The sequence below is a fragment of the Castellaniella sp. FW104-7C03 genome (genome assembly GCF_040276085.1).
In the GTDB taxonomy this organism is placed as follows: domain Bacteria; phylum Pseudomonadota; class Gammaproteobacteria; order Burkholderiales; family Burkholderiaceae_B; genus Castellaniella.
In genome coordinates, this window is the sequence record NZ_JBELOK010000012.1 from 72,438 (window position 1) to 94,908 (window position 22,471).

23 protein-coding genes and 2 pseudogenes are annotated in these 22,471 nt (G+C 57.4%); 9 read left to right on the top strand and 16 right to left on the bottom strand.

Annotated elements, in window-relative coordinates; genetic code table 11:
* Nucleotides 1–199 precede the first annotated feature (199 nt).
* A complete protein-coding gene (locus ABS758_RS13700) occupies nucleotides 200–730 on the top strand; it encodes a CBS domain-containing protein (protein WP_350383576.1) in 531 nt (176 codons plus the stop codon).
* 47 nt (nucleotides 731–777) lie between these two features.
* On the opposite strand, the gene ABS758_RS13705 is transcribed toward ABS758_RS13700, so the two are convergent.
* From ABS758_RS13705 to ABS758_RS13735, 7 genes are all read right to left on the bottom strand, one after another.
* Nucleotides 778–2,031, bottom strand: a complete 1,254-nt coding sequence (locus ABS758_RS13705) for a hypothetical protein (RefSeq protein WP_350383575.1) — start codon at nucleotides 2,029–2,031, stop codon at nucleotides 778–780.
* Nucleotides 2,032–2,142: 111 nt separating this feature from the next.
* On the bottom strand, nucleotides 2,143–3,618 hold the full coding sequence (locus ABS758_RS13710; RefSeq protein WP_350383573.1) for a DUF6844 domain-containing protein: 1,476 nt from the start codon (nucleotides 3,616–3,618) through the stop codon (nucleotides 2,143–2,145).
* Between the two features lie 9 nt (nucleotides 3,619–3,627).
* Nucleotides 3,628–4,248 (bottom strand): penicillin-binding protein activator LpoB, encoded by a 621-nt coding sequence (locus tag ABS758_RS13715; protein WP_350383571.1) that lies wholly within the window; start codon nucleotides 4,246–4,248, stop codon nucleotides 3,628–3,630.
* A 15-nt stretch (nucleotides 4,249–4,263) separates the two neighbouring features.
* Nucleotides 4,264–4,692 carry a putative periplasmic lipoprotein gene (locus ABS758_RS13720; protein WP_350383569.1) on the bottom strand — a complete coding sequence of 143 codons (429 nt, stop codon included), beginning with the start codon at nucleotides 4,690–4,692 and terminating at the stop codon, nucleotides 4,264–4,266.
* Between the two features lies 1 nt (nucleotide 4,693).
* The gene (locus ABS758_RS13725; protein WP_350383567.1) at nucleotides 4,694–6,193 is read right to left on the bottom strand and encodes a COG3014 family protein; all 1,500 of its coding nucleotides are present in this window, start codon (nucleotides 6,191–6,193) and stop codon (nucleotides 4,694–4,696) included.
* Between the two features lie 304 nt (nucleotides 6,194–6,497).
* Entirely contained in the window at nucleotides 6,498–7,031 is a 534-nt protein-coding gene (locus ABS758_RS13730; RefSeq protein WP_350383565.1) for a hypothetical protein, read from the bottom strand.
* A gap of 248 nt (nucleotides 7,032–7,279) precedes the next feature.
* Complete coding sequence (locus ABS758_RS13735) at nucleotides 7,280–7,849, bottom strand: TetR/AcrR family transcriptional regulator (RefSeq protein ID WP_350383563.1); 570 nt, start codon at nucleotides 7,847–7,849, stop codon at nucleotides 7,280–7,282.
* Between the two features lie 147 nt (nucleotides 7,850–7,996).
* Here ABS758_RS13735 and ABS758_RS13740 point away from each other — a divergent pair, with 147 nt between their 5' ends.
* Nucleotides 7,997–9,184 carry an MFS transporter gene (locus ABS758_RS13740; protein ID WP_350383560.1) on the top strand — a complete coding sequence of 396 codons (1,188 nt, stop codon included), beginning with the start codon at nucleotides 7,997–7,999 and terminating at the stop codon, nucleotides 9,182–9,184.
* On the opposite strand, the gene ABS758_RS13745 is transcribed toward ABS758_RS13740, so the two are convergent.
* Entirely contained in the window at nucleotides 9,181–10,203 is a 1,023-nt protein-coding gene (locus ABS758_RS13745; protein WP_350383557.1) for a LysR family transcriptional regulator, read from the bottom strand. The genes ABS758_RS13740 and ABS758_RS13745 overlap by 4 nt on opposite strands.
* 127 nt (nucleotides 10,204–10,330) lie before the next feature.
* On the opposite strand from ABS758_RS13745, the gene ABS758_RS13750 reads away from it, so the two are divergent.
* From ABS758_RS13750 to ABS758_RS13760, 3 genes are read left to right on the top strand one after another with little or no spacing between them, the layout of a single operon-like run.
* Complete coding sequence (locus ABS758_RS13750) at nucleotides 10,331–11,542, top strand: efflux RND transporter periplasmic adaptor subunit (RefSeq protein WP_350383555.1); 1,212 nt, start codon at nucleotides 10,331–10,333, stop codon at nucleotides 11,540–11,542.
* An 18-nt stretch (nucleotides 11,543–11,560) separates the two neighbouring features.
* Nucleotides 11,561–14,743 carry an efflux RND transporter permease subunit gene (locus tag ABS758_RS13755; RefSeq protein ID WP_350383552.1) on the top strand — a complete coding sequence of 1,061 codons (3,183 nt, stop codon included), beginning with the start codon at nucleotides 11,561–11,563 and terminating at the stop codon, nucleotides 14,741–14,743.
* A 12-nt stretch (nucleotides 14,744–14,755) separates the two neighbouring features.
* Nucleotides 14,756–16,204 carry an efflux transporter outer membrane subunit gene (locus tag ABS758_RS13760; protein WP_350383550.1) on the top strand — a complete coding sequence of 483 codons (1,449 nt, stop codon included), beginning with the start codon at nucleotides 14,756–14,758 and terminating at the stop codon, nucleotides 16,202–16,204.
* A 35-nt stretch (nucleotides 16,205–16,239) separates the two neighbouring features.
* Here ABS758_RS13760 and ABS758_RS13765 read toward each other — a convergent pair whose 3' ends face one another.
* From ABS758_RS13765 to ABS758_RS13775, 3 genes are all read right to left on the bottom strand, one after another.
* Nucleotides 16,240–17,004, bottom strand: a complete 765-nt coding sequence (locus ABS758_RS13765) for a GntR family transcriptional regulator (RefSeq protein ID WP_350383547.1) — start codon at nucleotides 17,002–17,004, stop codon at nucleotides 16,240–16,242.
* A gap of 287 nt (nucleotides 17,005–17,291) precedes the next feature.
* A complete protein-coding gene (locus ABS758_RS13770) occupies nucleotides 17,292–18,005 on the bottom strand; it encodes a uracil-DNA glycosylase family protein (RefSeq protein ID WP_350383544.1) in 714 nt (237 codons plus the stop codon).
* A gap of 140 nt (nucleotides 18,006–18,145) precedes the next feature.
* Nucleotides 18,146–18,490 (bottom strand): hypothetical protein, encoded by a 345-nt coding sequence (locus tag ABS758_RS13775; RefSeq protein ID WP_350383541.1) that lies wholly within the window; start codon nucleotides 18,488–18,490, stop codon nucleotides 18,146–18,148.
* A 169-nt stretch (nucleotides 18,491–18,659) separates the two neighbouring features.
* Here ABS758_RS13775 and ABS758_RS13780 point away from each other — a divergent pair, with 169 nt between their 5' ends.
* Together ABS758_RS13780 and ABS758_RS13785 are read left to right on the top strand one after the other, a co-directional pair.
* Entirely contained in the window at nucleotides 18,660–19,325 is a 666-nt protein-coding gene (locus ABS758_RS13780) for a hypothetical protein (RefSeq protein ID WP_350383538.1), read from the top strand.
* Nucleotides 19,326–19,379: 54 nt separating this feature from the next.
* Nucleotides 19,380–19,823, top strand: a complete 444-nt coding sequence (locus ABS758_RS13785) for a hypothetical protein (RefSeq protein WP_350383536.1) — start codon at nucleotides 19,380–19,382, stop codon at nucleotides 19,821–19,823.
* Between the two features lie 51 nt (nucleotides 19,824–19,874).
* On the opposite strand, the pseudogene ABS758_RS13790 reads toward ABS758_RS13785, so the two are convergent.
* Nucleotides 19,875–20,057, bottom strand: a pseudogene (locus tag ABS758_RS13790) (phage portal protein); the annotation flags it as partial.
* Between the two features lie 94 nt (nucleotides 20,058–20,151).
* A pseudogene (locus tag ABS758_RS13795) lies at nucleotides 20,152–20,244 on the bottom strand (IS66 family transposase); the annotation flags it as partial.
* A 113-nt stretch (nucleotides 20,245–20,357) separates the two neighbouring features.
* Here ABS758_RS13795 and ABS758_RS13800 point away from each other — a divergent pair.
* Entirely contained in the window at nucleotides 20,358–20,771 is a 414-nt protein-coding gene (locus ABS758_RS13800) for an META domain-containing protein (protein ID WP_350389106.1), read from the top strand.
* Here the strand turns inward: ABS758_RS13800 and ABS758_RS13805 are convergent.
* The 3 genes from ABS758_RS13805 to ABS758_RS13815 all read right to left on the bottom strand — a co-directional run bounded on the left by ABS758_RS13805 (nucleotide 20,668) and on the right by ABS758_RS13815 (nucleotide 22,071).
* Nucleotides 20,668–21,330 carry a DsbA family oxidoreductase gene (locus ABS758_RS13805; protein WP_350383532.1) on the bottom strand — a complete coding sequence of 221 codons (663 nt, stop codon included), beginning with the start codon at nucleotides 21,328–21,330 and terminating at the stop codon, nucleotides 20,668–20,670. The two genes, ABS758_RS13800 and ABS758_RS13805, sit on opposite strands and share 104 nt — an antisense overlap.
* A gap of 173 nt (nucleotides 21,331–21,503) precedes the next feature.
* The gene (gene arfB, locus ABS758_RS13810; protein ID WP_350383530.1) at nucleotides 21,504–21,914 is read right to left on the bottom strand and encodes an alternative ribosome rescue aminoacyl-tRNA hydrolase ArfB; all 411 of its coding nucleotides are present in this window, start codon (nucleotides 21,912–21,914) and stop codon (nucleotides 21,504–21,506) included.
* Nucleotides 21,915–21,930: 16 nt separating this feature from the next.
* Nucleotides 21,931–22,071, bottom strand: coding sequence for a hypothetical protein (locus ABS758_RS13815; RefSeq protein ID WP_350383527.1), 141 nt, complete (start codon nucleotides 22,069–22,071; stop codon nucleotides 21,931–21,933).
* On the opposite strand from ABS758_RS13815, the gene ABS758_RS13820 reads away from it, so the two are divergent.
* Nucleotides 22,072–22,455, top strand: a complete 384-nt coding sequence (locus ABS758_RS13820) for a c-type cytochrome (protein ID WP_350383525.1) — start codon at nucleotides 22,072–22,074, stop codon at nucleotides 22,453–22,455.
* Nucleotides 22,456–22,471 lie beyond the last annotated feature (16 nt).

Here is a 22,471-nt window from a genome sequence, read left to right on the forward strand (position 1 = left end):
GGTGGGGCAATGGATTTTTTGTCGACCTCATTACCACAAGAAGAAGTCGCGCGCCCTGGGCCGACCAACAATCGGTGCTTCGTCAAGAGTTGATGACCCTGTTGGCATCTGATGGGTTGACACCCGTTTTCCAGCACATTCTTCGGACACACTCAATGACGTCGTTTTCAAACGGTTCACGGCCGATCCGGATTTGCACATGCTTCCCGTGGTGGATGATGGTATCCCGGTGGGTGTTCTGACTTGCAGCAGTCTGGTCGAGCGCTTCTCTTTGCCCTATCAGCGCGAGGTTTACGGCCGCAAGCCATGCCGGATTTTTATGGATAACGCGCCCCAGGTTTTTGATATGGGCACGTCGCTGATTACATTGAGCTGTTCGCTGGCGCAAGGCAACCGCCTGGTCAGCGATTTTCTGATCACGCACCATGGGCGCTACTTGGGTATTGGCTCAAGCCAGGAGCTTTTGTTGGCGCTCAACCACATGCAGTTAAGTGCGGCCCGCTATGCAAACCCCCTGACGCAGCTTCCGGGCAATGTGCCTATCGATCGGCAGATCCGACGTTATCTGGGTAGTGGGTTGCCGTTTTGTGTGTGCTATGCGGATCTGGATAACTTCAAGCCCTTTGCTCAGGCAGCATCCGAGGCCAAATTCCAAGCGAAAAAGTCCCGGGGTTCTGCTTTGTTTATCGAGCCACGTCACTCAGTGGATGTCAGTGTTGCGGCTGAGTGACGTGGTTTTACATCCTGTTTAGTGTGCTGGCCTGACACGTATCCCAATCAATTATTCAAAAATATATTTCCCCGGTTGGGTTGTTTAGGCTGGTTGGCAACGGCTTTTTTCCGGGTATTGGCTTTGCCTGTCGCCATGGGCGCTTTCTTATCCGTTTTGCGCACAATATACGTGGTGCCTTCGGATAACGTACCAGTGGCCAGTTTTAGAAACGCAAATTTCGGCTTGACCTGGGTAATCTTGCCCAGGCCTACTTCGGTTTCCATCGAGCCCAGGGATTCACCGCTCTGGGGGTCGATGAGTGCTTCACCCGCCTCGAAGACGGCATAGGTCTCGCCCGTGGCCACACCGCCCTCGCCCCTGTTGATGATGGCAGTTTGACTGTTCACCACCTTGACCACCTGGATGGGGTAAATGGCAGAGACCATGCGATCGATCAGCTTATCGGAAGCTCCGCTGATGAGTTTGGCCAAGGTAGAAGCGCCCACGCTGGTGGCTCCTGCGTAAGTACCCCCAAATTTCTGCAAGCCGGACCATTTGATCTTGCGTGATGCGAATTCAATGACCTGTAACTGCAGAGTGCCGCTGGCCGCGCTTTTAACCAGCACTTCACCCGTCATGGCGATGGTTTCGCGCTGATTATTACTCACGCTCAAGCTGGGCAGGCTGGCCACGATCAGGTAATCTGCTCCGCTAGCCTGTGACAGGCGGGCCATTTCGGCATCTGCTGTCGCGTCGCCGAGGATGAATTCCTTTTCTTCCTGGAATAACTGATCGTTTTCGCGATTAAGCACATCAAAGCGGCGCGACTCTACTAGCGATTCGCTCACGGCTTGGATGATCGCCGAGCGATATTTTTTATTGTTGCTGACGACCACCACACTGCGGCGGCTGGTATCGGCTCCCAGGCGCTCGAATTTGGCATAGCGCAGGGTGATGGTGGCCTCCCAACTGCTGCCCGACTGAAAGACATTGTTGACGTCGTAGCCCTGGATTGGAGAATTTTGTGGGGTATTTAACACTTGCTGGATATTTTTGTTCAGTGCGCTGACCAAAACAGAGTGATCCTCGGAATCTACCGAGGTGTCCACCGAGGTGTTTTGCACCACAGACTGGGCGGCCAAGCGTACGCCAAAAGCTTGACTGGCTGCATTGACCAGAGCGGATTGGATGGCTTCGTCCCGGCTGAGGCCTTGGCCATCAGCGGTCATGGTGGCTTCGGTTACCTGGGCGACGGCGGGTGCTCCCGCCATCAGGCTAACGGTAAACGCCAAAAACCAGGCAGAGATTAGTGCTTTCATCACGGTATCCAGTAAAGACTATACGACGGCCCATGGCCAGAGCGGAGGGCTTGTGCCCCGCTGGGACGACACCATCCCGCGCTGGCATGATATGTGTTGGCAAAAGCGTGGTTAGAAATCGTCTTTGCTGTTAACAGTTTTAGATTGACGGGCTTGGTCGGTGGCCCCCCCATTGGCGGCACCCGCCTGGGATCCATTGGCTTGCCCGCGATTTTGAGCATCGATGGCATTGGCGTTATTTAGCTGGCTATATGTCCAACCCACGACGGTGCCGACATGCACCACACCGTTATCGTCTTTCTGCTCCCAACGCTTTAATACGCTGGTGCCACGCAAGTCTCCAGCAGCAGACGCTTTGCCGGATTTAAAGAAAGCTTGTGTGGTTTCGCTGATATTTTCTTTTAACTGCTGCACATCACCCGGCTTACCATTGGTAATGTCGGTGATTTGCTTAGCCCATTCTTCGTTGATATCGCCGATCTCCACTGAAGTGGATACCTGAATATTTGTGTTCATGAACTCGACGATATTAGCTTCAGCCATGGCCTGGGCGATGCTCTGGGCATTCTGTTGGGCACGCATGGCACGCGATGCACTCCAGTTGGGATCCATGGGAACTGAAGTGCGGCCATAGGCTAGCAGCATGGGTTGGCCGGATTCATCGTACACGTAGCGCAGGCCGATTTCGTTTAGATAGCCCGCTTGGCGTGCTGGCAAAACATCACTTAATAATTTGGGGCTGCCTTTGACCAGCGTGGGCCGTTTGCGAGCAATGTCTTTGGCAAACTGGCGGGTTTTTTCTGATTGCACTGCAATCACACCGACCTCCATGGTTTTTTTGCCATTGGCTTCGGCCGGAGCGATCCGGGTTTTAACGGGCACCAACCCTTGCATGTTTTGGTAGGCTGACTTGATGATTTTTTTATTGAAATTGTCTTTGTACAGATTCTTTTTCTGCTCGACTGACATCTTCTGGATATCATCGGCAGGGACACCTTCTTCTACCAAAGCGTTGTCTAGTTTTTTATCCGCCAACATCAGGGCTTTGTCGAGCAAGGCTTCCAATTTACTGCCGCCGGCCTCCAGGGCCTGGTTCAGCTCAACTGGATCCATCGCGTCTTTGTCGCTGGATTGGTTGTCAAAGATTGTGCGTACTGCTGCAGACTTTAAACGGCCGTAGTTTTGCAGGATGTAATCCGCTTGCAAGTCGAACATTGCGCGTTCGTAGGCTAGCGCTAACTGGGTGCCATAGTGTGGGTCAGCGGCGCTATCGGCAGAAATGGTGGCTCTACCCGAATAAAACACTCGGCCATTCATGGCTCTGCCCGTGGATTGGCCAAACTCTTGTTCAAATTGGGCGACCCAATCGTTGTGGCTTTGTGTCGGTACGTTGGGCATGGCATCAGCTGGCGTAGCTTTTTCCAGCAACGCCTCAGGGGCCTGCGCGACTGGGGTAGAGACGTCGCCTGCTTGCGCCAGGCTGGTGGCTGGAGGCTGTACCGCCGCCGGTTGTGCCGTATTTTGGGCAACACTGGTTTGGGCGGCCACTAAACAAAGGGCGGCCATGATCGGGCTTAACTTAAACATATGGCTCTCTTACCACGCAAAATTTTGGTTGGATCCCAGCTTTTCGATGGGGATAAACGACTGGAAAATTTCCAGGCCTGTATCGCGTTCGACTACACGGAAGTCGAATTCGTATTCCAGTTGTTGCTGCTTGCCGCTGCCATCCACCAGGGTTCGCTGGCGAATCGTACCCAGCATTTCTAGATCGGGCGCAACCACGGTGCCATTACGCGCGACGGTAGATTTTTTGAACATCTTGGATTTACTGAGCTGGCGTGAATCTTGCACAAAGCGAGTGCGTTCGGTGCCTGTAGCCCCAGTAAAGATAAACTGCCGTGTTTTGGTCATGTTGCGCTTCATGCGAGATGTCATGCTGGCAGTGTCGATGCGGAATGTAGTGTCGTTGATGACTTCACCCATTTGCACCACCCAACGGCCACCACCTGGCTTTTGGGCATAAGGAGACTCCAGGAATTCCTGTACGGCTTTTTTGGCTGCATATTCAAAATCCGTGCTTTGCAGCCCAAAAGACACCATGCCCGGCTTGCCTGTACGGCTGAATTCGGCATTCGGGTTACTGGATACAACCGGTATGGTTTGGCAGCCGGCTAGGGCCAGGACCATTGCGGCAACAAGGGGGAGTTTTTTCATGATCTTTCCTGAAGCTTAGTTTTCTACTGTGATGCGCAACATGGCGTGGGTGGCGTAAAGATCCATGGCAACAGACTGGACAATTTCCTGGCGGTTGGCGTCCAGCATCAAGCCATCCGAGACCTGTGCGCCCGTGGTGATCAGACGGCCACAGTCGTCGGACCAGTGAATGGTGTAGTGAACCTTGAGTATGGTGTTAAAGGGGTTCGGGTTACGGGCATTGCGTACGGAAAATTGCACGGCCTTCATGCCACTGGCCAGGGTGACCAGCGTGGCGTTCTGCACCACAGCCCCTTTACTGCTTGCCTCGTCCTGCACTTGTAACAAAGCCTGTGGGGCGACGGTGGTGTCGCAGGTCACCACTCGTGGGGACGTCTGGGCGCTGGCGGCAACTGTCACACTCAGTGATAAGCACACCCCGATCAAAAATTTGGTTTTTTTCATATTAGGTTTTCTGGATGGATGGGGCAGATGGTGCCGCCTCTAGTGGGGGCGCCATCTTCTGCGCTGGCAGCGGCTGGACATACACGGCTGGCTTTCCGGAGGTGCCAGATGCTTTGACCAGCACAAGTGTATTGATGTCTTTTTCGATGGAGAGATCGGCCACGGGCTGGCCTAGTGGGCCGGTTAATTGCAGGTTGCCAGAAGCAGGCCGGTCTACCACCACCATTTGGATGGTATTAGGCAGGTTGGCCCAGGCGCGGGTATCCGCCTTGGTCAGGGCATACTGAGCAGCGCCAGTACCCAGTTTCAGCAGAGAGCCAACCAAGGGATCCATCTTTTGCTCGTCGATCTGGTGATTGATGACGGCCTGCGCAGCCGTTTTGATTGTGGTGGAAATGACGGCCTTGGTCACCACTCCCTTGTAGCCTGCATCGAATTCCAGGGCAGCTAGCTCGTTGATATCGGTTAGGGTGGCGGTTTCTTGTTGCGTTTTACCTGCGCCGACCTTCAGATTGCCAAAGGCCGCGTGGCCTGGCACAAACTGCGGCAGGGCAATACCGGTGTACGTTACTTTGTTGGTCACGATGAACAGGGGAAGATCCAGGCGAAACTCTTTTAAGCTGGGGCCGATGCCGTCTTCGTAGACGAGGATGACTTTATTGTCCAAAGCACCTTTGTTGCGCTTGAGTTCGCGGTTCAGGTAAGCAATGACAGCGTTACCGCCCCGTGTCGCGCTGGATGTGTTGGCGCTTTTCAGCATATTGCGCGATAGGCTTTGGCGTTTATCGGACTGTGCTGAAGACGTGGCGCGGAACACCGCACTCATGACATCGCCGGCAGCTAGACGGATTTTTGACTTCTTTAGACCGCTAGGTAAATCCTTGATACCGTCCGCGATCTTGGGGCCGATTTCGCTCAGGCTTTCGCGCGCGCCAGCGTTGTTGTCGTCGCGTAAGCCATCTTTGGAGGTTTGATTGACCGTTTTGATGTAAGCCTTCAGTTGAGTTTCCGCGTTGCCCTGGCGCACCTGCAAGCGGTTAAGGTCTACCCGGGTATTGGCTTCATCGCCCAGCATCAGGTGGTTGATGGCCTGGTAGTAATCAATCAGGACGCCCTGGTGAATCTTGCCCTGATACGCACCAAAAGCATCGCTGGTTAGCGTTGTGCCCAACAGATTGGCGACTTCAGCTGGCGTGTCGACGGTGTCTTCTTTCCAGTTGAGTTGGGTGGCGGCGGCGTCAAAGGCATCGCGGCTGAGTGCCCACATGCCGGCATCATTGAAGGCCTTGCCGGCTTCCAGGGCGTCCAACAAACTTTCGGGATCGTAGCTGGGATCTCCCGTAACCGGATTAAGGTATTGCTGCGCGTAAGCCCTGTAGTCGGACTGCGCCAGATAGTTGGCTGCGGCGTCTTGATTAACCGTGCGTGTGCCCGCACACCCGGTCAGCAGCAACACACTGAGACACAGCGCCCCTACGCGCGCCCAAAATTTGCCGTGCATGTGTTTCCCCAAGAAATATATTTACTTACGATTGATACAGTTTACACAATCAATTCTTGTTTGGTTATATATGCCAGTAGGGTTATTTTTGGGGAAACATGTGGGCACGGGCTGTTCATGTCGCTACCTCACCGCAGCAAACTGGCATCTATCGTTATCGACTCGGTGATCTTGAAATCACGGCGCCTGGCCATACTCCGGGGCATAGTCTCTACCGCATAGAGAGCAAAGGGCAATCGATGGATTTGCCGACTTGTGGGGATGATATCCAAGGCAAGCTTGCGCCTGCCCTGGATATTTGTGTTTACGAACCTGCGAGCTGGGGGAACTGCGGATTCGTGACAACTTGCTTGAGCAGTTCTTGCACTGCAGGCCCAAAAGCGTCTGCCACGTTCTTGCAAGCGGAATACGCTGTCCAGCTGGTTGCAAAGGGGTATTTGATGGATACCGCGTAGCCGGCGGAGTGGTTTGAACTCACCTGCATGGTGATGTTCCAGCTGGCTGGTGAGACAGAGCTGAAGCTTACGGCATCCAGGCGGCCATTGATTGTTGCTGGTGCGTTGGCCTCATAAACCTGGGCCAAGAACAGCTCTTCCTGGAATGCTTCTTTGATGTACTGGGAAAGTGATTTTCCAGGTGCAACTTTCACCGTCCCGTTCATGCGGCACATCAGGCTTTCGTCCACACCGGGAGCCAGGGCGATCGAGCCGACGTTTACCGTCTTTCCCGTGGATTTCAGGTTTTGCTGGATGGAGATGACGTTGGTGGTGGAGGCTTTGTACGGAATGGAGTTGGTTGTTTCGCAACCGGAAAGAAGCAGCAGGCAGCCCGTTGCCACCAGTACGGTTTTAGTCACGCTTATTCATAATGTCCAATTTGTAAGTTACAAAAAGTTAGGATTCTAACAAAAAGGCAACTAGAAAATCGGACTGCTGACAACAGGCGGATCGCGCTGTCGGAGCAGGTGCAATCGCTGCTGCGTCGATAAATTACCGCGTTATGACAGCCAGGGCGCCAGGGTATGGTCGGCGATGTCGGCCCAGCCCCGGTTGGGGCTGCGGGGTTGGCCGGGTGGGGTCATGGTTGTTATGTAGCCTTGCGCTCCGATAGGCACGAGTCAATCAGTGTGCGTGCGCCTTCCAGGGTCAGGGGCTTGCTTTGGAACAGGATGCGGTACATGACGGGTGCCACAAAGCGATCCATGATGAGTTCCAGATCGGGTGCGCGCTCACCACGCCGGGCGGCGCGATCCAGGATGATTTGTATCTGGGTTTGGGTATAGCTGGAGCACTGGCTCTGCCAGCCGCCTTGAGCCGCACAGGCCATTACATCGCGCACCATGGCCCGGCCCGGAGCGGATGTCATTTCTTCGAAGAATTGCTCGGCCCATGCACGGAGGTCGGCTTCTACATGCCCTGTGTCCAGGGGCTCGCCGTCTGGCCGCAGACGCTCGACCGCAACGTCTGCAAGCAGTTGGGACAAGTCTCCCCATCGGCGGTAGATCGTTGATGCGGTGACGCCGGCCCTGGCAGCAATTATCGGAACGGTAAAGTTGGGGCTGCCATGTTCTGCAAGCAGATCACGGACAGCCTGATGAACCGATTCCTGGACGCGTGCGCTGCGACCACCGGGGCGGGAGCCTTCTCGTATAGCCATGGCTTCACGTTAACACAAATTATTTGCTTTAAGGACGATGCAGGTGCACAATCCGTTAACGCAAATATTTTGCATTAACTGGAAAGTATGATGGAAACACGCTGCTCCACCTTTACCAGGTCAGGCATCCAGACCCGTTTACAAGCAATGAACGAAGTATGGGCCTTGTGGCTGCAGGGGCTGATCCTGCTCACGCTCATGGCAGCCTCCAGTGCGCCCACACCGCTGTATGGTATCTACCGGGAACACTGGGGCTTCTCAGCCATCACTTTGACGGTCGTGTTTGGCGTCTATGCCGCATCCGTACTGTTGGCCTTGTTGGTGCTCGGCTCTGTATCAGATCACATTGGCCGTCGACCGGTCATCATTGGGGCGTTGCTGCTGGATGCGGTATCCATGTGGATATTTTTGACTGCGGCAGATGTTCCGGCCCTGATCGCGGCTCGGTTGCTGCAGGGTCTGGCCACAGGGGCAGCTACCAGTGCGCTGGCGGCCGGGCTGGTCGATCTCGACCGGCAACGCAGCCCGTTGGTCAATAGCGTTGCTCCCATGGTTGGACTCGCATTTGGAGCCTTGGGGGCCAGCGTACTCATCCAGTATGCTCCAGCACCGCTGCAGCTGACTTTCATCGTGCTGGCTGCCATCTTGATCGTCCTGGCCCTGATAGCCTGTTTTCTGCCAGAGACCGCCGGCAGGCGCCCCGGATTATTGGCCGCGATGCGTCCCACCATCACAGTTCCGATACATGCCTGGCGCGTGCTGTGGCTGGTTGCTCCCATCGATATTGCCGCTTGGGCGCTGGGTGGTTTCTATTTATCGCTGGGGCCGACGCTAACCCGGCAAATCTCGGGCATGGATGCTCCAGTCGTGGGGGGCGTGATGGTGTTCGCCTTGACTGCGAGTGCCGCAATCACCACGTTGGTGCTGCGCGCCTGGCAGCCGCAGCGCATGGTTCGGTTTAGCGCAGTCATGTTGCTGTTGGGCATCGGGATCACGCTGGGCAGCATCCATGCGGGCTCCGTAGGGTTGCTTTTTATAGGCACCGTATTAGCAGGCACCGGTTTCGGGATGGGGTTTCTGGGTGCCCTACGAACCTTGCTGCCTGTGGCACAGCCGCACGAGCGGGCCGGCCTGATGGCGGCGTTCTACATCCTGAGCTATCTGTCGTTCAGTCTGCCAGTCATCATTGCAGGTATTTTGGTCAATACCCTGGGCTTGACCACTGCAAGCTATTGGTACGGAGGAGGGCTGATGTGCCTGGCGGCGGCCGCCCTGCTTGGTACGCGCTTGTACCGCACGGGTGATGTGGCGGCGCGCCCCTCTGGTACACGCTAGAAAGTCGTTTCCTCGACGTTGCCGTGTACCAGAAAATCCCGGATGCTGGCACTGCCCTTTGTGTGTGAAGCAAAGGCGCATTCGGGGCTGAAACCTTTGCCACCGGTGCAGTCTCTCATCCGTGGGCAGTGCTGGAATAGCTCGGTAACCCAGTCGACAAAGACGCGTACTTTGGGTGACAGGTGCCGGTTGTACAGGTACGCCACGGAGATTGGCATGGGTGCAGGCGCCCATGGCGCCAGTATCTCGCGCAAGGCGCCAGTTTGCAGATGAGGGGTGACCATGTAGCGCGGCAACTGGATCATGCCGATGCCTTGCAGCCCGCACGCCAGGTAGGCATCTGAGTCGTTGACCGAAATGATGCTGCTGATGCTCACGTCAACGGCTTTCTCGTCGACCAAAAAGTTCCACTCCTCGATCGTCTTGCCTGTTGCGCTGGAGAAATAGTGGACGGCCTGGTGCTGTTCCAGATCCTCGAGTGTTTTTGGTTCACCACGCCGCTCGATATACGAGGGTGCGGCGCAGGTAACGATCTCCAGGGTGCCGATGCGCTTGCCAACCAGGGTGGAGCCCTTTAACTCTCCCACGCGAACCACGCAGTCTACGGCTTCTTGCACCATGTCGACGGGGCGGTCGCTCATGCCGATGGCCAGTTCGATGTCGGGATAGCGCGTGTGAAAGTCGCATAGCGCGGGGATCAGGATCTGCCGGCCGATCGAGGGAAGCGTATCGATGCGCAGGCGGCCGTGTGGGCCGCGTGTGGTGTCGTGCAGCGAGGCCTCGGCATCCTCTACGTCGGCAAGGATGTGCACGCAGCGTTCGTAATAGGCAGCGCCGTCGGGTGTCAGGCTCAGGCGCCGGGTGGTGCGGTTCAGCAGCTTGGATTTCAGCTGGCGCTCGAGTGCCTGAATGGTGGTTGTAATGGTTGAGCGCGGGAGCCCGAGTGTGTCGGCAGCCAGCGTAAAGCTGTTGGCTTCGACGACGCGGGTGAACACTTGCATGGCTTGAAAGCGATCCATTATTTGCATATTCCGAATTAAGTTGTCGGAAAACAGATATTTATCTGTTTATCAAAACAATCAATAATACGCCAACTTTTCTCTCATGCATATGGTGCGTTTTTCTACGCGCCACCCAAGGACCATCATGCTTTCAAAATCCAATCGATACGCTGAGGCGGTTATTGCTGTGGCGCTTGCCTCTATCGGCATTGCGGCCTTTTATCTGCGCGCCGAAACAGCCCGGGCCGCGATCCCCTCAACTGCCATGGCAGCGGCGGTTGATGTCGCCACGGTTCGCAGCTGGATGATGACGGATTGGCACGATTATTCGGGCCGGCTTGAAGCAGTTGAGCACGTGGACATCCGCCCCCTGGTGTCCGGCACCCTGACTGCCGTGCACTTTACCGGCGGCAGCTTTGTGCAAAAGGGCAGTCCGCTGTTCACCATCGACCCGCGTCCCTACCAGGCCGCGGTGGATCGCGCCAAAGCCGACTTGGCTGCCGCGCGTGCGCGAGCTGCCTACACGGCGTCCGACCTGGCACGGGGCAAGCGCCTGCTGGCAAACAATGCCATCGCCAAGCGGGACTATGAGGAAAAACGCAATGCATCGAGGGGCGCGGCCGCCAACTTGCTGGCGGCTCAGGCAGTGCTGGAGTCGGCTGAGCTGGATCTGGAGCATACCCGCATCGTGGCGCCTATTGCCGGTCGGGTATCACGCGCGGCCCTGACCGTCGGCAATGTGGTGACGGCGGGGGCTGAGGCAGCGCCCCTGACCTCGCTGGTGTCGATGTCTCATATGTATGCCTCTTTTGATGTAGATGAGCAAAGCTTTCTGAAGGTTGTGAATCCGGCCCGCAAGACAGGAGTGCAGTCGATACCGATCCGGATGGGCCTGACCGGCGAGGACGGGTATCCGCGCAACGGCCGCCTGGTGTCCATTGATAACCATCTTGATATCTCATCGGGCACGATCCGCGTGCGGGCGGTGTTTGATAACGCAGACGGCGCGTTGGTGCCGGGCCTGTACGCCCGGATCCAGCTGGGCGGTGGCGCGCCCCGTCCAACAGTATTGATTGATGAGCGGGCGGTTGGCACAGATCAGGACAAGCGTTTCGTGCTGGTGGTCGACAAGCACAACAAGACGGCTTATCGCGAGGTGCACCTGGGTGCGGGCGGGGGCGGACAGCGGGTTGTCGAATCGGGTCTGAAGGTGGGTGAGCGCATTGTCGTCAACGGCCTGCAGCGCGTCCGGCCGGGTGATCCCGTAACGCCGCAACCCGTACTGGCATCCGGCCAGCCGGAGCTTGCTTCGTCGGCGCCTGAGGCGACTGCGACGGCGTCCAAAGCCCACTCCTGATCACCGGGTTGATAACTGATGAATATTTCAAAGTTCTTTATTGATCGACCGATATTTGCCGGGGTGCTGTCGGTCCTGATCCTGCTGGCCGGTGGCCTGGCAATGTTTCAATTGCCGATCTCCGAGTATCCAGAGGTAGTACCCCCCTCGGTGGTGGTGCATGCACAGTATCCCGGTGCCAACCCCAAGGTTATTGCAGAGACAGTTGCTGCGCCCCTCGAAGAATCCATCAATGGCGTAGAGCATATGCTCTATATGCAGTCGCAGGCCAATAGCGATGGCAACCTGACACTTACGGTGAATTTCCAGCTGGGGACCGACCCGGACAAGGCTCAGCAACTGGTGCAAAACCGGGTTTCCCAAGCCTTGCCCCGACTGCCTGAGGAAGTGCAGCGGCTGGGGGTGACAACAGTCAAGAGCTCGCCCACACTGACCATGGTGGTGCACCTGCTCTCGCCTGACAATCGCTACGACATCACCTATTTGCGCAATTACGCGGTGCTCAATATCAAGGACAGGCTCTCACGCATCCCAGGTGTGGGCGAAGTTCAGATATGGGGGTCCGGCGACTACGCGATGCGTGTCTGGTTGAACCCGCGGGAAGTCGCACAGCGTGGCCTGACCGCAAGCGATGTGGTTGCGGCCATTCGCGAGCAGAATGTGCAGGTGGCGGCGGGCACCATCGGTGCATCGCCCAGCCTGGCCGATGTGCCCATGCAGCTGTCAGTCAATGCGCACGGCCGCTTGCAGACCGCCGATGAATTTTCCAACATTATCCTCAAGACCTCGGCGGATGGCGGGGTCACACGCCTGGGCGACGTGGCGCGTGTGGAGCTTGATGCGGCCCAATACAGTTTGCGTTCTCTGCTGGACAACAAGCCTGCAGTGGGGATGGCCATCATGCAGTCGCCGGGTGCCAACGCGCTGGCCGTGTCTGATCAGGTGCGTGCCGCCATGAAGGAGCTGTCGGCTGATTTTCCTTCATCGATCGAAAGCAACATCGTTTACGACCCCACGCAGTTTGTGCGCTCGAGTATCGAGGCAGTCATCCATACCCTGCTAGAGGCAATCGCCCTGGTGGTATTGGTGGTGATCATTTTTCTGCAGACCTGGCGCGCATCGATTATTCCGCTCCTGGCCGTGCCGGTTTCCATCGTGGGCACTTTCTCGCTGATGCTGGCGTTTGGCTACACCATCAATGCCTTGTCGCTCTTCGGTCTGGTGCTTGCCATTGGCATTGTGGTTGACGACGCAATCGTGGTGGTCGAGAACGTCGAGCGCAATATCGCCGAGGGCCTGTCTGCACGCGACGCCACTTATCGCGCCATGCGCGAGGTCAGTGGCCCCATCATCGCAATCGCCTTGACGCTGGTAGCCGTATTCGTGCCCCTGGCTTTCATGACGGGCCTGAGCGGCCAGTTCTTCAAGCAATTTGCCATGACTATCGCCATCTCGACGGTGATTTCGGCATTCAATTCGCTCACGCTTTCGCCTGCGCTGGCCGCATTGCTGCTCAAGGGGCATGGCGAGGCTCCCGACTGGCTGACGCGCACCATGAACCGGTTTCTGGGCGGCTTTTTCAGGCGGTTCAATCATTTCTTTGGCCGAGCCTCTGATCGCTATGCCGGTGGGGTATCGGGTGTGGTTTCCCGCAAGGCGTCTTTCATGGGGGTCTACGCCGTCTTGCTGGCGCTGACAATCGGGATCTCGTATCTCGTGCCTGGGGGATTTGTGCCGGCCCAGGACAAGCAGTACCTCATTGGCTTTGCTCAGCTGCCCAATGGCGCGTCCCTGGATCGCACCGACAAGGTGATTCGCGACATGGGCGACATTGCCCTGAAGCAACCCGGTGTGGAGAACGCCATTGCATTCCCGGGCCTGTCCATCAATGGCTTTACCAACAGTTCCAGCGCGGGGATTGTCTTCGTGACCCTTGCGCCATTTGCGGATCGTCGCGATGCCGCGCTGTCAGCCAATGCCATCGCGGCCAGCCTGAACCAGCAATTCTCGGGAATCAAGGACGCATTCATTGCCGTCTTTCCACCGCCGCCGGTCATGGGCCTGGGCACGGTCGGTGGCTTCAAGCTGCAGATCGAGGATCGTGCCGGGGTAGGTTACGCACAGCTGGATGAGGCTGCGCAGGCGTTTCTCGCCAAGGCACGCCAGACGCCTGAGCTGGGACCATCCTTTTCCAGCTATCAGATCAATGTGCCGCAGCTGGATGTGAATCTGGATCGCACCAAGGCCAAACAGCTGGGTGTGCCGATTACGGATGTGTTCGACACGATGCAGATTTACCTGGGGTCGTTGTATGTCAATGACTTCAACCGGTTTGGGCGCGTGTACCAGGTTAGGGCGCAGGCGGATGCGCAGTACCGGTCTCGTCCCGAAGATATCCTGCATCTCAAGACGCGCAGCCGTTCGGGCGAGATGGTGCCGCTGTCGTCGCTGGTCGAGGTGACACCCAGCTTTGGGCCCGAGATGGTGGTGCGCTACAACGGGTATACCGCCGCCGACATCAACAGTGGGCCGGCGCCGGGGTATTCGTCGGATCAGGCGCAGGCTGCCGCCGAACGTATTGCGGCAACCACCTTGCCCGCCGGCGTGAAGTTCGAGTGGACCGATCTGACTTATCAGCAAATTATTGCGGGCAATTCAGGCCTCTGGGTGTTCCCCATCAGTGTGCTGCTGGTGTTTCTGGTGCTGGCGGCTTTGTATGAGAGTCTGACGCTTCCCTTGGCGGTCATCCTGATCGTGCCTATGGGCATTCTCGCGGCCCTGACCGGCGTGTGGCTGACCGGGGGCGACAACAATATCTTTACGCAGATCGGCCTGATGGTGCTGGTTGGCCTTGCCTGCAAGAACGCCATCCTGATTGTGGAATTTGCACGTGAACTGGAATTGCAGGGCGTGCCAACCATCAAGGCAGCCATTGAAGCAAGCCGCCTGCGTTTGCGCCCCATTCTGATGACATCCATTGCATTCATCATGGGTGTTGTGCCCCTGGTGACATCGGTGGGTGCAGGCGCCGAGATGCGCCATGCGATGGGGATTGCCGTGTTCTTCGGCATGCTGGGCGTCACTTTGTTCGGCTTGTTCCTGACACCGGTGTTTTATGTCTTGCTGCGCTCGCTGGGGCGTCGCAGCCTGCATTCGGCCTCGGCGCATGAGGCGCCCACGCTGGCCATCCATGCAGAGTAATCGAGAATTTCCATGACAACATATTTACGAACTGTTCTTGGGCCCGTGTTTTTGGCCGCGTTGCTGGCAGGCTGCGCGGTGGGGCCGGATTATGAGCGGCCATCCGTCGAGGTGCCTGCTGCATTCAAAGAGGCTACGCTTTCGCCCGAGGCTGCCCAACGCTGGAAGGCGGCACAGCCCGCGGATGCGATGACGCGCGGCCGATGGTGGGAAATATTCAACGATGCCGAGCTGAATGCTTTGCAAGCGCAAGCCATGGAGGCCAATCAAGACTTGAAGGCGGCTGCCGCCCGCGTCACCCAGGCGCGTGCCTTGCAGAAAGGGGCGAGTGCCGAGTGGTTGCCGCGGGTGGATGCCGGTTTTGGGGCAAGCCGTCAGCGGGCTTCAAACGCCTCCCGGGGTTTGTCTGCAGAGACACCTAATCCGCCGCTTACCTTGTGGCGCGCACAGGCAGGCATTTCCTACGAAGCCGATCTGTTTGGACGGATTGCGTCTACCGTTGATGCAGCCACAGCCGATACACAGCAAAGAGAGGCCTTGTTCCGATCCGTGCAGCTTGCTTTACAAGCGGATGTTGCACAGGCGTATTTCCTGATTCGCCGGCTGGATACTGAACAAGCACTCTATCGCAGCACCGTTGAGTTGCGCGGCAAGACCCTGGATCTGGTGGAGCACCGCTATGCGCAGGGCGATATCAGCGAGCTGGATGTGGCACGTGCCAAATCCGAACTGGCGGCAACCCAGGCGCAGTCTCTGGGGATTACACGTCAGCGCTCGGTCGCCGAGCACGCCTTGGCCGTGTTGTTGGGCAAGACACCCGCCGAATTTGCCTTGCCGGCCCATACGCTGGAACGAGTGGCGGTGGGAATCCCTGCTGGACTGCCTTCGTCTTTGCTCGAACGTCGCCCCGACATTGCAGCAGCCGAACGGGCCATGGCGGCAGCCAATGCGCGTATCGGCGCAGCGCGTGCGGCGTTTTTCCCGCGATTGAGCCTGACGGGCGCGATGGGATATGAGTCCTCAGAGCTGGGGGATCTGCTTCAATGGTCCAGCCGGACATTCCTGCTGGGGCCGCTGGTTGGCACGATGCTGTCCTTGCCAATTTTTGACGGTGGCCAGCGACAGGCGGGTGTGGATCTTGCACGTGCTCGCTATGAAGAGGATGTTGCGGCGTATCGCCAGACGGTGCTGGGTGCGTTTCGGGACGTAGAGGACGGTTTGTCGAGCCTGCGTGTTTTGGGGCAGCAAACCGATGTGCAGGATGCCGCAGTGCAATCTGCCGCCCGGGCGGCCCGCCTGTCGCAGATTCAGTATCGCGAGGGTTCAGTAAGCTATCTGGATGTGATTGACGCGGATCGCGTGGTGTTGCAGCAGCGGCGCGCGGCGGTACAACTTGATGGCGAACGGGTCCGGACGGTGGTCGAGCTTATTCGCGCGATTGGCGGGGGGTGGGGTGCGTAACGGTACGTCTCTGGCAGGTGGCTGGTGGCGTCCGACTATGTGTGGGATTCGTGATCGAGTCCGACGTAATCGTGGGCATCTGTATTCACGTGCGAGAGCCGCCATTCGATGGGCTGGCCATTATAGGAATATGCTACCCGACGAATTTGCAGTAGCGGATGTGGCAGGCTGAGGCCCAACAAGTCGGCAAATTCTTGCGAAGCCGTTACGATGCGCAGATGTTCGGTAGCCGCGATGACATTGATGCCGTATACATTCTGGTAAAAGCTGTACAGCGTGCTTTGTCGTGCGTGCAACTGCTCGGCCGTGAGCCCGCGAAACAAGGTTTCGGGCACCGTGATCACGTCGATAATGGTTTTGTGGCCCTCAAGGCTGAGGATATTTAGAAACTCGAAGACGTAGCTGCCGGCACCCAGCTGCAACTTCTCGCGTGCCTCTTTATTGGCGCGCAGGTGTCGAAACCGATGCAGTTGCGTAGTGGGATAGGCCTTGGTGCCGTCATGTGCGACCACTCTGAAAAACTTGAAGAAATGCTGATTGCGCGTGTGGATGGCTACAAAAGTGCCGCGGCCCTGGTGGCGCACCAGGATATTCTCGGCGACCAGTTCACCAATCGCCTTGCGCAAGGTGCCAATCGAGACCCGAAAGCGGTCTGATAATACTTTCTCGGATGGGATGGCTTCACCCTGCTTCCATTCACCGCTGGCCAGTGTGTTCAGGACAGCATGCTTGACTTGCGCATAGAGGGGCGTGCCGGTGGGGGATAGTTGAGGCAGTGTGGTGTCTGGAGTATCCATCATGGCGCCCATTATCCATATAAAACCAGCATTCTGCAGCAAAAACCGGCATCCAATGCGAGCATGTTGGATGCCGGCTCAGGGCTTGGCGCTGCTGCATCGTCGGGCGCAGACCTGCGGTGTGTGTCGCGCCGATGCTGCATGATTGCCGCACCGGGCGTGTTCGCCGGACGGTAGCGCATCGGCTGTGTCCGCGTACGTAACGTGAAGTGACTGGCCGGGTTGCAGCTAGGGGTGGTGGCCTGAATCGCACCCCCCAGCAAAATTCCCGGCGAGTACCTGCCGCCTTGTTACAGCCAGGGCGCCAGGGTTTGGTCGGCGATGTCGGCCCAGCCCTGGTTGGCTGCGGGATTGGCCGGGCTGGGGTGCAGCAGGTACACGGTGGGCACGCTGTTGCCTGTGATGATCTGCGCGCGGCCGTGGGCGAAGCGTCCGATGCCCACCACTGCACGTGGCCTGATTGCGTGAATCACGGCATTCAGGGCTGCATCGCAGATGCCAAATAGGGGCTCGCGCTCGGCCTTGTGCAATTGTTCCGGCACCAGGTTGCGGTTATTGCGCAAAAACAGCAAGGGGCAGTAGTTCCAGATGAAGATCTCCTGGAAGCATTTGTCGGCACTGCCGAAGCGCCGTTGTGCCCATCCCCAGAACCGATCCCCGCTGCCTTCGCTTCGGTGGCACGCAAAGCCTGTAATCGGGTACTTGTCGTGTTGGTCGGGCAGCGGGCCACCCAAGGAGGTTTGGATCTTCAGCCAGTCGCGGGCCATGGCAACCTCGCCAAAGGGCACGCCGGTTTGCGCCATGCCCCAAGGGCCGGGGTTCATGCCGACCAGCAAGATCCGGCCTTCGCGGTTGCCGTACCGCTGCAAGTACTCGCGGTGTGCCGACCACATGTAGATCAGTGGGTTATAGACGTGGCTGGCGCTGGGAAACGTCAGCACCTGCAGGCTGCCAGCCAGTACGCGCGCAATCGCTGTGCTGGCGTTATCGATGTCGGTGGTCATGTTGATTGCTGGGTGAGGCCGAGACTGGTAGCCGCACTGCGTCGGGGCAGCGCGATCTGCCGATCATCATACTCGGTGGGCTTGACCCTCCACCGAGGACCTGGCTTTGTGGTCGGAGCACCGAGGCAGCGAATAGACCGCTACTTGCGCACAGGATTTGGATTGCCTGGGGAAGGTGCGGGATTCGACCCGGCAGGCTTCATTCTTTCGCCCAAGGGAACGATCCCCCGCTTGGCATTCTCTCTTTTTATGCGCTCTTTTAGTTCCAGCCGCCGGGCTTTATTTTGGGCATGATCTTCCTTGAGTTTTCGCGAAGTTTCTTCCCGCTGAGCATCGGACATGTTTCCCTTGCCTCGCAAGGCGGGGCCGGGCGAAACCTGAGCCGCCGCGGGTATACAAGCCATTACAGCGCTACATAACAGAATATGATGAATGATTTTTCGCGTCGTGCGGGAAGCCGGTTGAGTATCTTGAGGTTCAATCATGATGTTCTCCTCTAGAGGTAACAAGCCTAGCAGATTCCGCCAACGGAGCAGCCCTCCATTCGGCCGATATGCCATAGCAGAACTTAGGGATATTCTGCAACACTACCTTCCCCACGCCCCTGGTCTACCAGCGGTAATTTGGCTGTATCAACGTCAGTGAGGCATGGCCATGAAAGCAATGCTCCGTCCAACTGGAACCAGACATACAAAGAAAAAAACGCGTTGGGCTGCTTTGCTGTTGTGCTCACCGGCCATGCTCGGCTTACCGGCACATGGCGCCGAGCCTGTGCGGGATTCTCCTCATGCCATATACCAGCCACGGGCGCAAATGTATCTCATAGTGTCGTACTGGAAAACGAAGCATCCCGCTATACAGACCAGCGATACCTTTCGTTTGTCGTCGCACATTGTCGTGCCGGACGACAATGCGCCGGCCGGCGGTACCGCAACATTTGGCTGGTTCGATTCCGGCGAAGTTAGGCTGCTACATTATGTGGCGTATTTTCCCTCGATCCAGTTCGCACAGTCCGGACGAACGGTAAAACCCACGAAACTGCCTATCGATGTCGGCGACTTGCCTCGTTACGCCATGGTCTGCGCATGGCCACTGGAAGACGGGAAGCCGCCCGGGGCTCCCATCAGGGCGTATGCGGAAAGGGAAGATGCAAACTACACCGTGAAAGAGACTAAGGGGCATGTGAACGTGACCGCTGCCTGGCGCAATGTGCGCGTGCAAAACGCGGAAGGCAAGTTTGCGGACAAGGACTATTGCAAAGAGATCGCCGAATCCAAAGCCTCATCGGCAGCCTGGTGGTGGCCGGCGCCCGACAAATAATGGCAAGGCAAATGCCGCTGATCATGGCGGCTTGCCTGTTCCGGAGGAAACCTCATGCGTGATGAAGAACAGATGGCCCAATCCCCTGCCGCGGATCATCGCAATGCACCAGCACCCATTCTCAGCGCACACGTGTTCCTGCACTCATTGACCTTTGCGTTCGCAACCGTCATTTTTTCAAGCTTTGGATCGCTGGCCTGGGCCGATGCACCCTGCAAAACCATTCAATTCAAAGCAGGTGCGTCATCAACCAAAATCTCGGGTTCAGTGGATCCCGATGCGACGGTATGTTTTCGCTTTTCAGCCCGCAAGGGACAATCCGTTCGTATCGCTATCCAGTCCAAAGACCGGAACACCATTTTCTCGGTACCGGATTTGGTTGATGCCCATGACACGTATGAATTCAAAAGCCAGAAAAAGACGTATGAAATCATCGTGGGCCAATTGATGAAGTCCGCGACTGCGGACTCCTTTCAGCTAACGCTGTCAATCAAGTGATTGAACTATCGGGTCAGGCAATGCTTTCGACGATACTGCCTTCCACTCACTTTCGCAGCGCCGCAGAAATTCCAGCATTCCGGTCTGGATAGACGAGTAGTTCACGCCGGTCAAGTCCCTAGTCAACTGCTCGTAGGTGATGCCAATGGCGGCGGCGACCGCGCGAAACTGTGTGCGCAGGAACTCGGAGTGGGAGCCACCTACGTCTGCCGGGTCGGCAAACTTGATGTCCTCGCACAAACTGCCGGAAATTAAAGCATAAAGCTGCCGATATTCTTCTTTCCCCTAGGGGAGCAAAAACCTACGTGCATTGGGAATAAAGCCTAAGGATGCCTTCCTGGCGATACAACGGCAGGTGGTCGGCGTACTTGGCTACGAGTACCTGTGCCAACAGGCCAGCGGTCGGGATAGCGGGTACAGGCCGCATCAGGAAAAGCCAATCTGTCTCTTGATATCAGCCCGCAGGTCTGTGTAGACAATATGACCGGACAGCCTCACCCTTATATGGTGAGCCTGACTATGAATGGACAGTCTATGCAAGGTTGTGGCGGCAATCCCGCGCGCCTGCTGCAGGGCGTACGCTGGCAATTGAAAGCCATCGGCGGCAAGGTTGTGACCTCCGACGCTTCACTTGAGTTTCTGACCGCCAATCGCTTGGCGGGTTCCAACGGCTGCAACCGTGTTATGGGCCGCTATGCGCTTAGCGGCGAAGGCCTGAGCTTCTCACAGCTGGCAAGTACACGCATGGCCTGCGAGCCTGCAGACATGACACAGGCCGATACAGTCGATCAGTATTTGTCTAGTGTCCGCGGTTTTGCCTTTGATGATGAGGGTGCGCTCGTCCTCAAGACAGAGAAGGGCGAGCTGATGTTGCAACCTGCCGCAACGCCTGCTCGAATATCTCAGGGGGCTGGCCGCCCTGGATCAGATGTTGCTCATTCAGGATAATGGGAGGGACGGAGTTGATACCCTGCTGGGTGTAGAAGCGTTCGCGGGCGCGCACTTCCGTTGCATACTCGTCTGACGCCAGAATCTCGCGTGCGCGATCCGGGTTTAGCCCCGATTCGCGGCATAGCCTGATCAGGGTCTCGTGATCGCTGGGGTTCTCGCCATCCGTGAAATACGCCTTCAACAGCGCGTGCTTCAGGGCCAGCTGATGGCCTTCCAGGCCGGCCCAATGCAGCAGCCGGTGCGCATCGAAGGTATTGTAGGTGTGCGTGCGCTTGTCCATATTGAAGGTGAAGCCAACCTCACGGCCCCGTGCCGTGATGGCTTCGCCATTTTGGCGAACCTGTTCCGGCGTCATACCGTACTTGCGCGATAGACGCTCGACGGTATCCTGCCCTTCGGGGGGCATGTCCGGGTTCAGTTCAAAGGGTTGGAAATGAAGTTCGGCCTCGATTTCGCCATCAACCCTGGATAAGGCTTGCTCTAGCGAGCTCAGCCCCACCGCGCACCAGGGGCAAGACACATCGGAGACGAAATCGATCTTGATGCGGGTGGCCATGTGGGCCTCCTTTCAATAGACGGCAATGGCTCTATTTTATCCGTGGAGAACAGGCATGCGCCGGCCTTTCCAGCCAACAAAAAACCCAACGGAAAACCGTTGAATTGATCGCGGCATCTGTACGCTCATGGGTGCGACTATCACAAGGTGGTGCGCTCGCGCAGTGTCCTTGATCATCCTTCTGTCACCTTGGTGCGCAGTTGCTTAAGGGCGCTGCGTTCGGTTTTTGCCTGTTGGCGTCGGCGCCTGGCCCCTTGCGTGGGCCGTGTGGGGTGCCGGATCTCAGGGACGTCGCTGGCCCGGTCAATCATTTCCTGCAGGCGCGCCAGCGCTTCCAGCCGGTTCTGGGCCTGGTTGCGGCTGGATTGCGCCTTGATCACGATGATGCCCGCCGCCGTGATGCGATGGTCGTGCAGGCCCAGCAATCGTTCGCGGACGAGGTGGGGTAGCATGGACGTATGGATGTCAAAACGTAGGTGGACAGCGCTGGAAACCTTGTTGACGTTCTGGCCGCCCGCGCCTTGAGCGCGGATGGCGGTGAATTCGACGTCCTGCGCCTGGATGGGGTATCGGTGTCGTGTCATGTTAAGAATGCTTGATTTAGCGCCAGGTGTCGGGGAGCAGGTCTTCCAGACGCAAGGGGCCGATGCGGATCTGCACCAAGCGTAAGGTCGGCAACCCCAAAGCGGCCGCCATGCGTCGGATCTGACGCATGGCGGCTTCGGTGGGGGCGCCTTTCACATGATCGGTGCAATCTTTGACAAAGTCTATCCAGACGGCGACCCGACCACGCACATCCGCGCCATCCTGCATAGCGTGAGCGGCGTGGCCATCGATGGTGTCACCTACCCCAGCCCGATGCCAGCGTTTGGCGGCGTGTTAAGCGATGCCGACGTGGCCGACATCGTCAATCACGAACGCACATCGTGGAGCAATCAGGCCAAACAGGTGACAGACAAACAGGTAGCCATGCTGCACCTCCACATGGCAGGTGGTGCGGAGGGGGGAGGTTTGGTTCATCACAATTCCTGTGGGAGTGGAATTGCGTATAGGCAAACTCGCGTGCGGTGTTTGTCAACGAAGATGTCCGGTAAATCATGCGGCACGTCTTATGGTTTCAGGTGATTCCTGATGCAGCTTT